17 protein-coding genes and 1 tRNA gene are annotated in these 15,353 nt (G+C 63.9%); 9 read left to right on the top strand and 9 right to left on the bottom strand.

Features of this window, described 5'->3' with window-relative positions; all coding sequences use genetic code 11:
* Positions 1-121: 121 nt before the first annotated feature.
* Positions 122-2,206 (bottom strand): sensor histidine kinase, encoded by a 2,085-nt coding sequence (locus U0023_RS18230; protein WP_009492337.1) that lies wholly within the window; start codon positions 2,204-2,206, stop codon positions 122-124.
* A gap of 258 nt (positions 2,207-2,464) precedes the next feature.
* Positions 2,465-2,851 carry a DUF6455 family protein gene (locus U0023_RS18225; protein WP_009492335.1) on the bottom strand — a complete coding sequence of 129 codons (387 nt, stop codon included), beginning with the start codon at positions 2,849-2,851 and terminating at the stop codon, positions 2,465-2,467.
* Between the two features lie 156 nt (positions 2,852-3,007).
* On the opposite strand from U0023_RS18225, the gene U0023_RS18220 reads away from it, so the two are divergent.
* Together U0023_RS18220 and U0023_RS18215 are read left to right on the top strand one after the other, a co-directional pair.
* Positions 3,008-3,961: a carbohydrate kinase family protein gene (locus U0023_RS18220; RefSeq protein ID WP_009492333.1), complete on the top strand. Its 954-nt coding sequence runs from the start codon at positions 3,008-3,010 to the stop codon at positions 3,959-3,961.
* The gene (locus tag U0023_RS18215; RefSeq protein WP_009492331.1) at positions 3,958-4,881 is read left to right on the top strand and encodes a pseudouridine-5'-phosphate glycosidase; all 924 of its coding nucleotides are present in this window, start codon (positions 3,958-3,960) and stop codon (positions 4,879-4,881) included. The genes U0023_RS18220 and U0023_RS18215 overlap by 4 nt, the downstream gene beginning before the upstream one ends.
* A 5-nt stretch (positions 4,882-4,886) precedes the next feature.
* Here U0023_RS18215 and U0023_RS18210 read toward each other — a convergent pair whose 3' ends face one another.
* Together U0023_RS18210 and U0023_RS18205 are read right to left on the bottom strand one after the other, a co-directional pair.
* Positions 4,887-5,798, bottom strand: a complete 912-nt coding sequence (locus tag U0023_RS18210) for a histone deacetylase family protein (RefSeq protein ID WP_009492329.1) — start codon at positions 5,796-5,798, stop codon at positions 4,887-4,889.
* A 27-nt stretch (positions 5,799-5,825) separates the two neighbouring features.
* Positions 5,826-6,734 (bottom strand): MYG1 family protein, encoded by a 909-nt coding sequence (locus U0023_RS18205; RefSeq protein WP_009492327.1) that lies wholly within the window; start codon positions 6,732-6,734, stop codon positions 5,826-5,828.
* A 192-nt stretch (positions 6,735-6,926) separates the two neighbouring features.
* Between U0023_RS18205 and U0023_RS18200 the strand changes: the two genes are divergently transcribed.
* From U0023_RS18200 to U0023_RS18185, 4 genes are all read left to right on the top strand, one after another.
* Positions 6,927-7,139 (top strand): heavy-metal-associated domain-containing protein, encoded by a 213-nt coding sequence (locus U0023_RS18200; RefSeq protein ID WP_009492325.1) that lies wholly within the window; start codon positions 6,927-6,929, stop codon positions 7,137-7,139.
* A gap of 57 nt (positions 7,140-7,196) precedes the next feature.
* Positions 7,197-7,580, top strand: coding sequence for a CopM family metallochaperone (copM, locus tag U0023_RS18195; protein WP_040639236.1), 384 nt, complete (start codon positions 7,197-7,199; stop codon positions 7,578-7,580).
* A gap of 136 nt (positions 7,581-7,716) precedes the next feature.
* The gene (locus tag U0023_RS18190) at positions 7,717-8,019 is read left to right on the top strand and encodes a hypothetical protein (protein WP_009492321.1); all 303 of its coding nucleotides are present in this window, start codon (positions 7,717-7,719) and stop codon (positions 8,017-8,019) included.
* A gap of 53 nt (positions 8,020-8,072) precedes the next feature.
* The gene (locus tag U0023_RS18185; RefSeq protein WP_009492318.1) at positions 8,073-9,209 is read left to right on the top strand and encodes a ribonuclease Z; all 1,137 of its coding nucleotides are present in this window, start codon (positions 8,073-8,075) and stop codon (positions 9,207-9,209) included.
* Here the strand turns inward: U0023_RS18185 and U0023_RS18180 are convergent.
* The gene (locus U0023_RS18180; protein ID WP_009492316.1) at positions 9,148-9,612 is read right to left on the bottom strand and encodes a DUF2726 domain-containing protein; all 465 of its coding nucleotides are present in this window, start codon (positions 9,610-9,612) and stop codon (positions 9,148-9,150) included. The two genes, U0023_RS18185 and U0023_RS18180, sit on opposite strands and share 62 nt — an antisense overlap.
* Positions 9,613-9,754: 142 nt before the next feature.
* Between U0023_RS18180 and U0023_RS18175 the strand changes: the two genes are divergently transcribed.
* Both U0023_RS18175 and U0023_RS35570 read left to right on the top strand, forming a co-directional pair.
* On the top strand, positions 9,755-10,465 hold the full coding sequence (locus U0023_RS18175) for a L,D-transpeptidase (protein WP_009492314.1): 711 nt from the start codon (positions 9,755-9,757) through the stop codon (positions 10,463-10,465).
* A gap of 196 nt (positions 10,466-10,661) precedes the next feature.
* Positions 10,662-11,765: a DUF882 domain-containing protein gene (locus U0023_RS35570; protein ID WP_407667359.1), complete on the top strand. Its 1,104-nt coding sequence runs from the start codon at positions 10,662-10,664 to the stop codon at positions 11,763-11,765.
* Between the two features lie 15 nt (positions 11,766-11,780).
* On the opposite strand, the gene U0023_RS18165 is transcribed toward U0023_RS35570, so the two are convergent.
* Both U0023_RS18165 and U0023_RS18160 read right to left on the bottom strand, forming a co-directional pair.
* Complete coding sequence (locus U0023_RS18165) at positions 11,781-12,212, bottom strand: RNA polymerase sigma factor region1.1 domain-containing protein (RefSeq protein ID WP_040639387.1); 432 nt, start codon at positions 12,210-12,212, stop codon at positions 11,781-11,783.
* A gap of 168 nt (positions 12,213-12,380) precedes the next feature.
* Positions 12,381-12,638: a hypothetical protein gene (locus U0023_RS18160; RefSeq protein WP_154661247.1), complete on the bottom strand. Its 258-nt coding sequence runs from the start codon at positions 12,636-12,638 to the stop codon at positions 12,381-12,383.
* A 126-nt stretch (positions 12,639-12,764) separates the two neighbouring features.
* Here U0023_RS18160 and U0023_RS18155 point away from each other — a divergent pair, with 126 nt between their 5' ends.
* Positions 12,765-14,732 carry a PhoX family protein gene (locus U0023_RS18155; RefSeq protein WP_009492310.1) on the top strand — a complete coding sequence of 656 codons (1,968 nt, stop codon included), beginning with the start codon at positions 12,765-12,767 and terminating at the stop codon, positions 14,730-14,732.
* A 141-nt stretch (positions 14,733-14,873) separates the two neighbouring features.
* On the opposite strand, the gene U0023_RS18150 is transcribed toward U0023_RS18155, so the two are convergent.
* Positions 14,874-14,950: transfer RNA gene (locus tag U0023_RS18150), tRNA-Asp, on the bottom strand.
* A gap of 151 nt (positions 14,951-15,101) precedes the next feature.
* The gene (locus tag U0023_RS18145) at positions 15,102-15,326 is read right to left on the bottom strand and encodes a hypothetical protein (protein WP_009492309.1); all 225 of its coding nucleotides are present in this window, start codon (positions 15,324-15,326) and stop codon (positions 15,102-15,104) included.
* Positions 15,327-15,353: the final 27 nt, after the last annotated feature.

Below are 15,353 nucleotides of genomic sequence, written 5' to 3'. Positions count from 1 at the left end.
CTTGCGCCCTCCCCAGGCTGAGTTTTATATCCAAAAGCGCGACGGTGAAACCGGGGCAAACCCTGAAAGTCGCCTGGGCGATCCCCCAATGGACGGATGACCGTCCTGTCGCGACCTTGCCTCATGCCCCGAGCGCCATTGCCTTGGGGGCGCAGCGAGGCGCAGCCGCCCGGATGATGGTGCCGCGCCTGCCGCTGCGGATCCGGAGGTTGCCGCCGAACTGACCGAGGCGGATACGCATGCCAGGGATCCCGACACCGAGGCTGGCCTGCCGCGTTCCGATCTCTCCCCGATGCCGCCGCATCCCGCGTCCATTGTCGGCTATGGACAGGATCACCTGATCGGACGTCAAGCGCAGATTGAGGACGACGTGGGACGCCTCGGCATGGCGATGGACATTCGCCAAGCCTTCCTGAACGATGCGAAACAACGCGCGCTGCAGGTCCACGGCCAGCTCGTCGGCGGCCCGATCGAGCCGCAGGATCGTCTCAAGATCCGTCCGCTTGGCGAAGCCCTCGGCGAAATCCTGAACCGTGCTCACGAGGCCGTCTTTCTCCAATCTCGGCGGATGAAGCAGGTACGTGAAGATGCGCAGTTCCTTCAGGGCCTCTTCCAGCGAACGGTCGATCTCGTGGAGGATGCGGCGCCCGGAGGGAGGCAGACGGAGGCTTCCGACCTGCATCAAGTTGAGGCTGACGGCCACGAGATGCTGCGCGGTCGAGTCGTGCAACTCGACGGCGATCCTCTCTCGTTCCTCCTCCTGAACGGTCAGCAGACGCTCCGACAGGGCGTTGATTTCGGCCCGAACCGCGACAACCTCGGTGATATCTTCGTGAGCCACGATGGTGCGGGACAGCTTCCCCGCGATGAAGCGGGTCGCGCGCATCTGGAACCAGCGCGGCCGATCCGGGCCGTCGCACCGGTATACACCGCGATAATCCCGGCTTCGCCCTGCAACGACGGCGGCGAGACCGTCATGGATCTGTCCGACATTCGGGTCAGCCTGCCTCGCGTGAAGGCAGACATCAAGATAGTTCATGCCAAGGCCAAAAGAGGCGCCGCCGTAACCATTGTCCCTGGCGAACCTTCGCCATGCTGCATTCAAGGAAACGATCGTTCCCATTTCGTCGAGGACCGCAATGTGAGCGGAGAGGGCATCCAGGGAGGCCTGGAGGAACTCCCGCTCCTGCATGACCGAGAGCCTGGCCCGGTATCGCGTCCGGGTCGACACGGCAGCGGACGTCAAGGCATTGGCCGAACCGATACTCCTGAGCGCAAAGCCCGCCGACACGGTCCCCATCAGGACCAGCATCACTCCCGCATACCAGAGCCATCGATCCGCTGAGGAGATCGGCTTATCGATCAGGGCAGATGGGATCGTCGACAGAACGGTGTAACCGGTGCTGCCGGAGTGCTCGAAGGCGACAAGCCTATCGCCCTTCTGTCCATCGACCTCGAACTGCCCGGACCGGGCACCCCGACCCAGGGCATCGGTCAGTCGGGCGCGCAGCGGCGGCGTCAGCGGCAGGTTCGCCTCGTCCCATTTCACCTGCTGCAGGTTCCGGTCCAGGATGAATATCGTCCAGCCGGCCGGCGGACCGCTTTCGCGGACGATCCTGCCGAAATACGCCTCCGGCACCGCAAGGGTGAGAATGCGTTCGCCTTCCCGGGCCGAGCCTGTCAGCCGAAGGCTCAGCGCGATGATCCAGTCTCGCGTCAGCGGCGCATAGAGGCGCTCGGAGAGGGAGACGCCGTCATGCGGGAACGGCTGAGCGATCTGATCGGCGAAGGGAAAGAGATCGAGCGCAGGCAGGTGCCCGCCGTATCCGAAAGCCGAACTGAGGAGCACGCGCTCGCGGTTCCAGAGGACGAAACGGGATCCTTCGGGACGAGGCGTTGCCTGGAGCTGCCTGTGGAAGGGCGCCAGATCGTCGGACGCGAGAAGCGGCGATGCCGCAAGACCTTTCAGGACGCGACCGAGTGCATCGCTTTCGCGCTCAATCCCACGAGAGACAGCCGCCGACATGGACAGGCCACGTTGAATGACCTCGTGGCGATCCTGGACGCCATGCCAGTAGATGACGGAAGCGGCCAAGAGGAACGACAGGCCGGACGCGAGAGCGGCCGCAAGGACGATCCGGTTACGGTTTCTGGACGATGAGGCTCCCAACGCAACACGAGGCTCAACTGCAGTCGCAGCAGACATGTCACCTCCCTCGCAGGGATGGCCCGCCAGTGTAGCCGAGGCGTCGCTCCGGGACGGAGAGACTTAAGGTTTGGCCCCTGATTGCGAAGCGCGGCTCATTACGACGTCTAGCAAGCCGGCGTACCGATACAGACCTGTCCGCGCTCGCTCGTGCCTTCGACCATGAGAATAAACATATGTTATCGGCCGGATGAACACCCGAGTGGATCGCTACTCCTTCTGAGATGGGGTCAGGGCTTCTCTCCACCTCCAGCGCCCTCAGGCTCTTGCAACATTCTTGCCTTGAAGCTCTCGCAGAGATTCGGCATTGGGACAGTACTCGCCATAGCGCGCCGACGCGTGGCCCTGAGAGAGGTCCTCCCTGCACCGGACCGCCGCCGTGCATCCCGAGCAGGTCAGGCTCATGTCGCGCATCAGCGCTGCATGGATGTGCCTGATATGATTCATATCGAGCGAGAGTTCAGTCATGAGACGTGGAAGTTCCTGTCCGGCGTCAGGCCCCCCTGCGGCGAGAATGGGAAGCATGTCAGCCGGCACGGCGATATCGCGTGCCATGGCCTCCCGCTGGTCACGATCGAGCGCGGCAAGTTCATCCATACGCATCCAATTCGCTTTCCAGCGTCTGATCGCCGTTCCCAAATCCATGAAGACCTCCACGCTGTCGCACAATCCTATGAGGGGGACCCGCCTCGGCATTGATCCAGCTCAATCTGGCGGCACGTCGGACCTCCCGGGCATTGCGGCAGGACCAACCTTTCGGCATATCCTCTGTTCAGAACGGTCGAAGGGTGGTGCGAAGACATGGAGCCGGGAGCAAGCAGGATCATCTGCATCGGCGGCGCAGCCGTCGACCGCAAGTATCGCGGCATGGCGACGATCCGGCCGGGGACATCCAACCCCGTCGTGTCGGAACGCTCATTCGGCGGCGTCGCCCGCAACGTGGCGGAGAACATCGCGCGGCTTGGAACCCAGGTATCCTTGGTCTCCATCGTCGGCGACGACGACAACGGCCGCGCTCTGCTCGACCACCTGAACCGCCTCGGCATCGACACCAGGCCGGTTGTTCTCTCGAGCACGCACGCCACGGCCGAATACGTGGCCGTGCTCCAGCCAGACGGGGAGCTCGCCATCGGTCTCGCCGATATGGCGATCCTCGACGGGATCAGCCCCGCCCTGCTCCACCGCGCGCGACCGGGTTTCGGATCGGCCTGGATATTCGCCGATTGCAACCTGCCGCCGGAGACCCTGCACGAACTCATCGGACTGGCCCGGCAGCATGCCCTGATGCTCGCCCTGGACGCGGTGTCGACGCCCAAGGTCGCGCGCCTGCCGCAGGATCTGAGCGGCATCGGCGTGTTCTTCCTCAATCTCGACGAAGCCCGGGTTTATCTAGACCGGCCCGAGATTTCGCCCGAGGCGTCCGCGCAGGCCCTGCTCGCCCGGGGAGCCGAACAGGTGATCCTGACGCTCGGAAGCAGAGGACTCGTCGCGGCGGACTCGTCCGGGATTGCCACGATCGATGCGGTCGAGGCCGAGACCATCGACGCGACCGGTGCGGGAGACGCCCTGATTGCGGCGACGCTCGTGGCTCTGCTGAGGGACGCCTCCCTGGCCGACGCAGCCCGGCTCGGCACCGTTGCGGCGGCCCTGACCGTGGAGAGCCCTGTCAGCGTTCGGCCCGATCTGTCTCTCGCCTTGCTGGATTCCACCCTGTCGCTTAGATCAGGGCCGACTTTTCAACGGGAGCCCTCATGAAGCACGACATCGCCGGCCGGTTTCTCGATATCGCTCCCGAGGTGCAGGCGACGCTCGCCGCAGGCAGAGCGGTCGTGGCCCTCGAATCCACCATCATCACCCATGGCATGCCCCATCCGCATAACGTCGCCACGGCGCGAGAGGTCGAGGCGGTGGTGCGTGAGAACGGCGCCGTTCCGGCCACGATTGCCATCATCGGAGGCCGCATCAAGGTCGGCCTTTCGGATGCGGAGCTCGACTGGCTGGGCACGGCCACCGATGTCATGAAGCTGAGCCGCGCCGACCTGCCCTATGCGGTCGCTTCCGGGCGGCATGGGGCGACGACCGTGGCCGCGACCATGCTCTGTGCCCATCTGGCCGGCATCCGCGTGTTCGCCACGGGCGGCATCGGCGGGGTGCACCAGGGCGTCGAGGACACGATGGACATATCGGCCGATCTCGACGAGCTCGCCCGTACGCCCGTGGCGGTGATCTGCGCCGGCGCCAAGGCCATTCTCGATCTGCCCCGTACCCTCGAATATCTCGAAACCCGGGGGGTCCCGGTGGTCGGCTACGGGACGGACCGTTTCCCGGCCTTCTGGAGCCGGACGAGCGCGCTGTCCGTGCCCCTGCGCCTCGACAGCCCGGATGCGGTGGCAGACCTGATCCGCACCAAGGAGGCCCTTGGCCTCGATGGCGGCGTTCTGGTCGCTAATCCCGTTCCGGCCGCGGACGAGATCCCCGCCGACGAGATGAAAGACTTTATCGACACAGCCGTGGCCGAAGCGAAAGCTCGCGGCGTCGCCGGAAAGGCCGTGACGCCCTTCCTGCTGTCACATCTGTTCGAGAAGACGGCCGGGCGAAGCCTCGCGACCAATATCGCTCTGGTGAAGAACAACGCCGCCCTGGCGGCGCAGCTTGCGGTGTCGCTGGCGCGCTGAGGGCCTTATTCCCTTTCGCCCCAGGCTGCCATCGCCTCGAACACGGTGGCGTGTCGCCGGGCTAGGGCTTCAACGTCGGGGGAGTAGCCGCCGCCGATGACGGCGACGAGGGGGATTTGGCGGCTGCGGGCCTGCTCGATGACGTAATCGTCGCGCCGGCGCAGGCCCTCGTCGGAAAGTGCAAGCCGTCCGAGCTTATCGTCCCGGTGCGGATCGACGCCGGCGTTGAAGAACACGAGATCCGGCTCGATCGCATCGAGAAGGCGCGGCAGGTGCGCTTGGAGCGCCTCCAGATAGGCGTCATCCTCCATGGCATCGGGCAACCCGACATCGAGATCGCTCGGGATTTTGCGGAGGGGATAGTTCTTCTCCGCGTGCATGGAAAAGGTGAAGAGATCCGGCTCGTCGCGCAGGCAATCGGCCGTGCCGTCCCCCTGGTGCACGTCCAGATCGACGATGAGCGCATGTCGGATCGCGCCCTCCGCATGGAGCGCCTTGGCCGCGATGGCGACATCGTTGAAGACGCAGAAGCCGGCTCCCGTCTCCCGCTGTCCATGATGGCTGCCGCCCGCAGTGCTCCCCGAAAGACCGTGCTGAAGGGCCAGCCGGGCCGCAAGCAGCGTCCCACCGGCGGATGCCCGTGCGCGCCGAACCACGCTTTCGCTCATGGGAAGGCCGATCCGCCGCTCGATCTCGTGGGGAACGGAGCCGGCGAAGACCTGGTCGACGTAAGCGCGGTCATGCGCCAGCGCGATCAGTTCGGCCGAAGCTTCTTCCGGCTTGGCGAAGCCACCGGGCGCCAGCCCCTTCTCCGCGATGATTTCGGCGAGACGACCGTATTTCCGCATGGGAAAACGATGGCCGTCGGGCATGACGGCCTGATATGCGGGATGAGAGACGATCGGCACCTGCTTCATGGCTCAACCCCGACGGCGAGGCCCGGATTACGGACCGCCGGCAATCGCCTTCTCGGCCAACCGAACCGCGGATTCCTGCGAACGCGCCCCGCAGATGAAACCGCTCGGGTGACAGAAGACGCCGTCGTCGATCCCGGCCACGCGGGAGAATTCCTCCTCCTGCAAGCCGCGCCATGCTTCCGGTAGGGACAGCCTCTGGCCGAAGGAGTTTGGCTCAGGCGGGATCGTCCGGCAATACCAGGCGGTGGCATCCTCGTTCGGGTAGATGATGAACAGTAGGTCGCGCAAACCACCCTCGAAAACGGCCTTCTCCCAGGGCAGTTTACGATTGAGAACGATCACGCGGGGGTCGCGCGCCTTCCTGGCGGCGGCCAGGACCAAGGATTGGGCCTGGGCCTCCGCATGGGCCTGCCGGCACGCCCGAACCAGAATGTCCCTGGCGAAATCGGCCGCCTCGAGGAAAGCATCATCATAGGATTGGTCGCTGGCCCAGGTGGGATTGAAGGCCTCGATCAGGAGCGAAAGGTGGCCCTGGCTGATCGACGCTACGCCGTTGTCGGCTTGGTCTATGGCAAGGATGAAGCCGGTATCGATGTCCTGCCAGATCGCGTCCAGGAGGTCCTCGTCGATGCCCTGAATGAAGTTCGGCAGGGCGTTGCGGCCGAAATCGCGCCAGATCAGGCCGACCGAGCTATAGGGCGTTCCGTCGGGCCGCCGGGGCAGATCCCGCATGTGATGGTCGTAGCGTCCGCGCGCGACGTCGTAAGTCCCGCCGACGTCGAAGACCAGGTCGGCCGACTCGATGAGAGCGGAATCGCGGGTTCGCGCAAACTCGAAAGGCCCAAGCGCCTCCCGCAGGATGGAGAAAGCGAAGACATCGTCGGCATGAAACGTGCCGCTATGGGTTACAACCTTCATGCCCTTCGCACCGGCCACATTCGGCCACTCCTGAACCGTGTTGTATCGTTATCCGCGATACCAGAGCTACTCGAAGAAGATAAGCTCCCGCAATCACATCCTTTAAGTTGATGGCGACATAGCCTGAATAACCCGCCCGCCCTCCTGCTTGACCTTCCCATCGTGGCAAGGCCTAGACCCTTTAGGACCCTGAAACAAAGGATCCTGACCATGTATCGTTTTCACGTTCCGGACATGAGCTGCGGCGGTTGCCTGAGAAGCGTCGAACAGGCCATCCGGACGATCGACCCGCAAGCCGAGGTCGACGGCAATCTGGAGAACCATGTCGTTACGGTTGCCTCGAGCCAAGGAGAAGCGCGCCTGCTCTCCGCCTTGGAGATGGCCGGTTTCCCGGCCCAACTCCTGTCCCAGCAAGAGGCCTGAAGGCCGAACGGCTTCCAGACAGCCCCGCGTTTGCTACCGCTTCCGAGAGAAACAATGATGAAGATTCAATCCCTTGCCTTGATCCTTGCCCTGTCCGCCCTTCCCGCTTCCGCCCAGGCTCAGGGAATGCATGGCGGACATTCCGGCCACTCGACGCCGGCCCAGACCACCCAGAGGGTGGATACTCCCGCCACGCAGGCCTACCGCCAAGCCAACGAGGCGATGCACCGGAATATGGACATCGTCTTCAGCGGCGACCCGGACGTGGATTTCGTGCGCGGCATGATTCCCCATCACCAGGGCGCCATCGATATGGCGAACGTGGCGCTTCAGCACGGCAAGGACGAACAGGTCCGCAAATGGGCGACCGACGTGATCCGAGAGCAGGAGCGGGAGATCGCCGAGATGCGGGATTGGCTCAAGAAGAAGGGCGTCGAGTAAGCGGGAGATTGCCGCGTTCACGGCCGGGCCAACGTCCGGCCTTTTTCCTATCGCTTCATGTGCAGAACCTCTGCCACGAACGTGCAGGGTCGAGCGTTTACGAGTATCCCTTGCGGGCGAATGGAAAGGAAGAATCATGTTCACGCTCACCATCAGCGACAAACCTGTTGCCATCACCAATGCAGATGAGGACGAAGCCCGCGAACTCCTCATGAGCGAGGATTTCAAAGACGATCTCAAGGTTCTGGAGAGCGAGGGCGCTCCCCTTTGGGACGGGTTCGCGACCCTCACCGTCCGGGCCGCGACGGAAGAGGAAAAGAACGAGTTCGAGAACGCCGATTTCGACGATGACGAGGATGACGACGACGGGGAAGAAGGCCCCTACATCATGTTCCTGGTCGACGTGACCGATCCCGATGAGTTGGAGGAAGAGCCCTGAGCGGCTTTGTCCTGAGCGGCCTCGGCCCATAGGTTGAACATGAGGGCGGGTCCATGGAACGGGCCCGCCCTCATCGCATCGGAACCGGCCGGGACCGGAACCGTTGGGTCGGGATGAGTTGGCTTGTTCAACCCCGTCTCGTGAACGATCCTTTCAGCGATCCAGGCCTTTATCTCGATTTCCGGTACGGCCGCCGGGCCATTCTCTTCGACTTGGGCGATGTGGCCGCTCTCTCCTCCCGTGAATTGCTGCGGGTGAGCCATGTCTTCGTCTCGCACACCCATGTCGATCACATGGCCGGCTTCGACCGGCTGTTCCGGCTCTGCCTCCATCGCCCGCTCCCGCTCACCCTGATTGGTCCACCGGGCTTTGCCGCGCAGGTCGAACACCGAATCCGGGGCTTCACCTGGAATCTTCTGGATGAGAACTCCGTCGATTTCTGCATGAGGGCCATGGATTACGACGGCGCGGGCCTGACGAAGGCCACGGAGTTTCATGCACGAGAAGCCTTTACCCGGCACGACATCGCGCCGCCCGGGTTCCCGCAGGGCGTCGCCTGGATGGAGGACGAGTTCAGCATCGAGGCCGTCGCCCTGGACCATGGCATCCCCTCGCTCGCCTTCGCCCTGAGGGAGGTCCTCCAGGTGAATGTGTGGCGGGGCGTGCTGGATGACCTGGGGCTCCCCCCAGGTGCATGGCTCAACGAGGCCAAGCGCGCGGTTCGCCTCGGCCTGCCCGACGACCATCCCATTACGGTTCCTTCAGGGGGCAGCGTCCGGCTCAGCGATCTGAAAGGCCGGGCCTTGCGCGTCGCTCCCGGGCAGGTGGTCGCCTATGTGACGGATGCCGCACCCCATGCCGAAAACCGCGCAAAAATTCTTCGGCTCGCCCACCGGGCCGACCAGCTCTTCATCGAGGCCGTCTTCCTGGAGCGCGACCGGCCCCTTGCCGTCGCTTCCCTCCACCTGACGGCTCACGAGGCCGGGTCCATCGCCCGCGAAGCCCGCGTCAGGCATGTAACGCCCTTCCACCACTCGGCACGCTACCTGTCGGAGCCGGAGGCTCTGCGGGAGGAGGTCATCGAGAGCTTCCATGCCGAGAATCGGGAGGCAATGCCGGACCAATCTCTTAGTGAGATTGGAAGACGGCCTCGTGAATTTGCCACGGATCGGGCCTGCGGCTCGAACTGAACCGGACCACGCGATAGCCGCACGACTTCAGAACCTTGTCGCGCTGCGCATCCTTCCGAGCGTCGTGGGAGCGATCGTCGAGCTCGACGACGGCGACCACCTCGAGGTCCCGGACCACCACCCAATCGACTCGCGTGTTCGAGACCTTCTTGAAGGCCATCCAGAACGCGCGGCTGCCTTCCTTGGCATCGAGCCGGACGAGCGCCAGGATCGGAACCTGGGGCCAGATCTGGCAATCGGGGCAGGCCGCGAGCAGGCGTTGGTAAAACTCCCTTTCGTTGTCCGTCATGATCGAGTGGCGCCGGTAGCGCGGCTTGCGGGTCCAGAGGAGGACCAGAACGAACAGGATGCCGAGCAGCCCGACGCCGGCGAACCACGACCAGGAGAGATTTTCCAACACCATCACACGCTGCCCCTACCCTGAACCGTCCCACATATGAACGGCCGGGCTTTCCCTTGTCTTCGAAGCATAGCAGCTACCATGAAACCGACACCGAGGGTCCTGCGTCTTCTTATTGTCGAGTTAAGAATGCCGGGAGAGCACAATGGATCTCAGCCGCCGAACCTTCATGCTCGGAGCCTCAGCCGCTGCCGCCGGCGCCGCTCTGCCCACCAGAAGCGCCCTCGCCCAGTCGATGCGGGAGGCATCCGCCTACCAGCGCATATACGGCCCCGTCGACGACGATCTCTTTCCGATCCCTGGCATCCAATTGTCCAGGATCAATCCCGCCTTCCTGCGGCGTGTGGTCGAGTACCAGACTGCGGAGGCGCCGGGGACGATCGTGATCGATCCACGGTCGCGCTATCTCTATCTCGTCATGCGCGACGGCATGGCCGTGCGCTACGGGGTCGGGGTCGGCCGGTCGGGATTCAGCTGGTCCGGAACCGCGACCATCCGGGACAAGCAGGAATGGCCGGACTGGTATCCGCCCAAGGAGATGTTCGGCCGGCAGCCCGAGCTCTTGGAGCAGATGGGCGAATTGCCCGGTGGTCCCGGCATGCCGGGTGGCCCCGGCAATCCGCTTGGGGCCCGCGCCCTCTACCTCTGGCAGGGCAACAAGGACACCCTCTATCGCATCCATGGCACGTTCGAGCCCTGGACCATCGGCACCAATGTTTCGTCCGGCTGCATCCGCATGATCAACCAGGATGTGATCGATCTCTACAACCACACGCCGACCGGAACGAAGGTGATCGTCCTGTCCTCGCCGTCGAACCGGCCGAAGCGCAACCAGGCGACCGCGCAGGTCTATTAAGCAAAAAGGTAAGTTTTGCGCCTATTTTTGCCATGGTTAACGGCCACACGTCGCTCAAGGGACGCGGGAACCAACAACCATGGCGCGAATTTTCGCCCGATCCGAACGATCGGATGGCGGATGCAGGTCGATCTCTGCATCCGGACGCAGAGGCCTGCTCGGCAGGAAGGCGGCTTCGTATCTGGCATTCGGTTTCTTGAGTGCGACCTCCGTTCTCCTGATGGCGACCGCCCGGACGCAGGATGCCGCCGCCTTCGGAGATACCCGCACTCTCAGCTTCTATCATACCCATACCCGTGAAAGCTTGACGGTCACCTTCCGGCGCGACGGGCAATATGACTCGGGTGCCCTGCAACAGCTCAACTGGTTCCTGCGGGACTGGCGCGTCGAGAAGCCGGCGCAGATGGACCCGCGCCTGTTCGACATCATCTGGGAAGTCTATCGCGAATCCGGCTCGTCGCAGCCCATCAACATCATTTCCGCCTACCGGTCGCCGGAGACGAATGGCGCCCTGCGCCGCCGGTCGAGCGGGGTGGCCGAGCACAGCCAGCACATGCTCGGCAAGGCCATGGATATCCGTCTGCCCGACGTCGATACGGCGCGCCTCCGGGCCATCGCCATGAAGATGCAGTATGGCGGCGTGGGATATTATTCGTCCTCGGCCTTTGTCCACGTGGACACCGGCAATGTCCGGGCGTGGCCCCGCATGACGCAGCAGCAATTGGCGCAGCTGTTCCCGGACGGGAAGACCCTTCACCTTCCCTCCAACGGCAAGCCCCTTGCTGGCTATGAACTGGCGAAGGCCGAGATCCTGCCTCGGAATGCCGCTCTCGCCACCCAGGCCTCGGCCAGCGCCGGCCCCTCCATCGGTGGCGTGCTCGCCAATCTTTTCGGCCGCAAGAACTCTGCGCCGCCGCAGCCGGAGACGCCGGCCCCGAGCCCATCGACGACGGTTGCCTCTGCCGACCCGGAAAGCGTCAAGGAGGTCGTGGTTTCGACCATTCCACTCCCACCGAAGCGTCCCGTGGAGATCCAGGTCGCGGCAGCCGGGATGCCGGATACGGCATCGGATGCTCTGGCGGCGCTTGTCCCCGCGCCCGCTCAGAAGCCCGTTCCCGAGTTGAAGCCCATCCTCGGGTATGATGCGACGGCCGCGGCAAAATCGCTCTTCGAACCGAAGACGGCTTTTCTCGATCTCGGCTTCAGATCCGCGGCGAAGAATGAGCTGAGCGTCACGCATTTCAGCGGACCGGCCGTGAAGCCGCTTCCCCTGATAGACGACGCCCGGGCCGAACTCTGAATTCCGCGGATGTCGTCAGACGCCCAGCATTTTGACAATGCCGACCAGCAGCGCCAGCACAAGCAAGCCGGAAACGGCGACGGCCCAATGGGCGGCTCGGCTCTTCTGACCTGGGGATTTGGCAGGCGCCGGGGCTGAGGCGGGCGCCTTCTGAAGGGGGGCCTTGCGTTGCTTCATCCGCGCAGCCGCGGCGCGATCCGGGAAGGGAATGATGACGGCGCTTCTGACGGGAGCCGGGCTCGGCTTCGGATCTGGTGAAACGAGGCTGGCGTCCAGTTCCACCGAAACGCCTGTCTCCTCGAGCTGAACGACGATGAGAGCGATGTCCTCCGCGCTCATGGATGCGATTGGCAGATTGTCTTCGAGATCCCGGTTCGTCAGATGGCCTTGCTGACGTCCGAGGGCGATCAAGCGGTCCAGGGTGTTGCTGTCTAGCGCCGGCTGCATGAGGGCACGACCCCATTTGGTCTGGTGGGCGGAGAAGCGGGCCGAAGCCGCTTCGTGGAGCTTCGCCGAGCTAACGCGACAATAACTCCAGATGTTGCACCCGGACATAGCCTGACGAGCAATTTTGCCGGCGCTTTAGCCGTAAGTCGAATGGCCCCTTCCGGGCGGCTAATTCTTTGTCGCGCCCGAGGCCTCCTGCAGGGCTTCCTTCTCCTGCCTGACCTGTTCGGACAATTGCTCGGCGATGGCCACGAGCTTGCCGGCCATCATGTGCTTGCCCTGAAGCTCGACCTGACCGGCCAGCCCGACCGTCAGGAGCGACTCGAACACGAGATCGGCCGGAATGCCTTTCCGGATCAGATCGATGGCGACCTTCTGCCATTGATCGGACAATTGCTCTCGGAGTGCAGAAACATCGTTGCTCATCGCGCGACCATATACGATCCGCCTCGGAATGTCCCCTCCCGAACTCCAGCGCCGCACGACTGTCACCAAGCTTACATAGAACCGTTCTAACTCGGCTCTGTCCCCCTAAGAGACGGAGAAGCCGATATGGACGAGCACAAGGCCCGCCTTCGCGCAAGCGATCTGGAAGATTCAGGCGATATCGGGGTGAACCCGACGCACAACCTCACGATGGGCGAGATCATCGCCACACGTTTCAACCGCCGCGACCTTCTGCGCGGCTCTCTGGCCGTTGCGGCGATCTCCGCGACCGTCGGTACCCGTGCCCTTGCGGCCAACGAACAACCAACCAAGAAGGGCGCTGCCGCCTCCTTCGACTTCAAGGAAATCGAAGCCGGTGTCGACCAGACCCATCACGTGGCCGAAGGCTATGATGCGAAGGTGCTCCTGCGCTGGGGCGACCCGCTCTTCCCCGGCACGCCCGAGTTCGATCCGCAGAACCAGACGGCCGAGCGCCAAGCCCGCCAGTTCGGCTACAACACCGATTTCGTCGGCTATATTCCGATCGACGGCTCCAGCGACCACGGCCTTCTCGTGGCGAACCACGAGTACACCAACGAGGAACTGATGTTCCCGGGCGTCGGGGTCCAGGACGCCAAGGACGTTGCCTTCGCGAAGATGACCAAGGATCTGGTGGACATCGAAATGGCTGCCCATGGCGGCGCCGTGGTCGAGATTCGTCGGGTGAACGGCGAGTGGCAGGTAGTCAAGGATTCCAAGTACACCCGCCGCATCACGGCCGAGACGCCCATGGAGATCACCGGCCCGGCCGCCGGCCACGATCGCATGAAGACCTCGGCGGACGCGACCGGCCGCAAGGTGAACGGCATGGTCAACAACTGCGCCGGCGGCGTGACGCCCTGGGGCACCTGGCTCAGCTGCGAAGAGAACTTCAACGGCTATTTCTGGGGCGCGCTCGGCGACACCCATCCCGAGGCCAAGAACTACAAGCGCTACGGCATCGGGACGCCGGCTTATGCCTGGGGCAAGTTCCACGACCGTTTCGATCTCGCCAAGGAGCCGAACGAGGCAAACCGCTTCGGCTGGGTCGTCGAAATCGACCCGTTCGACCCCAATTTCGTGCCGAAGAAGCGCACCGCGCTCGGCCGCACGAAGCATGAAGGCGCCGCCGGCATCACCAACAGCGATGGCCGCTACGTGATCTATCTCGGCGACGACGAGCGCTTCGACTACGTCTACAAGTTCGTCAGCGCCGGCAAGGTCGACAAGCAGAACCGCGCCGCCAATTTCGGGCTGCTCGACGAGGGCACCCTCTACGTCGCCAAGTACAATCCTGACGGCAAGGGTACGTGGCTGCCGCTGATCCACGGCCAGGGCCCCCTGACCGAAGCCAACGGCTTCAAGAGCCAAGCCGACGTGCTGATCGAGACCCGCCGCGCGGCGGATCTTCTCGGAGCCACCAAGATGGATCGCCCTGAGGACATCGAAGCCAATCCGCAGACCAACCGCGTCTACGTCATGCTGACGAACAACACGCGCCGCAAGGAAGACCAGGTCGATGCCGCCAATCCGCGGGCGAACAACGCCTTCGGCCACATCGTCGAGATGATGCCAGAGGGCGGCAACCACGCCTCGACGGCCTTCACCTGGGAAGTGCTCGTGAAATGCGGCGATCCCTCGGTGGCGTCGGTCGGCGCGACCTTCTCGTCGGACACGACCAAGAACGGCTGGTTCGGCATGCCGGACAACTGCGCCATCGACAACCAGGGACGTCTCTGGATCTCCACCGACGGCAACAACGCCAAGGCGACCGGACGCGCGGACGGCTTGTGGGCGCTGGAAACGGAAGGCGAGATGCGCGGCACGTCCAAGCACTTCTTCCGGGTTCCGGTCGGAGCGGAGATGTGCGGCCCGTTCTTCACGCCCAACGACGAGACTCTCTTCCTGGCCGTGCAGCATCCCGGCGAGGCGGAAGAAGGCGCTCCCGTCAGCTTCGACAATCCGATCACGCGCTGGCCGGATTTCAAGGACGGCATGCCGCCCCGCCCCTCCCTGCTCGTGGTCACGAAGAAGGGCGGCGGCAAGATCGCCTGACGGGTCGATCCAAGGCTGATGACCAAGATTGCGAGGGAGCCCGCTGCGGCTCCCTTGTACTTTCAAGCGCGCTGTCATGCGCATCTTGAAGCCGTGCCGAATTTTCTGGGATCGAGTGCCACCCTTGCGGCGTGAGGAGAGTGGCGCGGGCGACGGGGCTCGAACCCGCGACCTCCGGCGTGACAGGCCGGCACTCTAACCGACTGAGCTACGCCCGCGCATTTCCTCGCATCGCCCGCAGCCCGGTCGGGCGTTTCTTGCGATGGAGGCGCGCAAGTACCGGTGAATGCGCGCGCTGTCAAATGGTGTTTGGCTTATCCCCAGCGGTTCCTGCGCCGATGCCAGGAATCGGATCCGTGAACGCCGCTATTAATCCCTGGTGCTGATCGAAAAAACCTCATGGCCGGCTCCGTTCAGGACGCGGACGGCCTCGACCTCGGGATCGCGGGATTGTGGACGGCGGGCCAGCGAGAAGACTTTCAGGGCCCGCTCCTTTGCCTTGTCGAGCGAGTCGGTACGCACCATGATCCGGCGGATGACACCTCCGCCCGCCCCTTCCGAGGCGACGGTTTCAATACGGTAGATTTCGAACACGGCTTACAAACTCCAACATCAGAGCCC

This window comes from Microvirga lotononidis (assembly GCF_034627025.1).
Classification (GTDB): Bacteria; Pseudomonadota; Alphaproteobacteria; order Rhizobiales; family Beijerinckiaceae; genus Microvirga; species Microvirga lotononidis.
The sequence above is the reverse complement of the archived record's forward strand: the minus strand, read 5'-3'. Positions and strand labels throughout refer to the sequence as shown.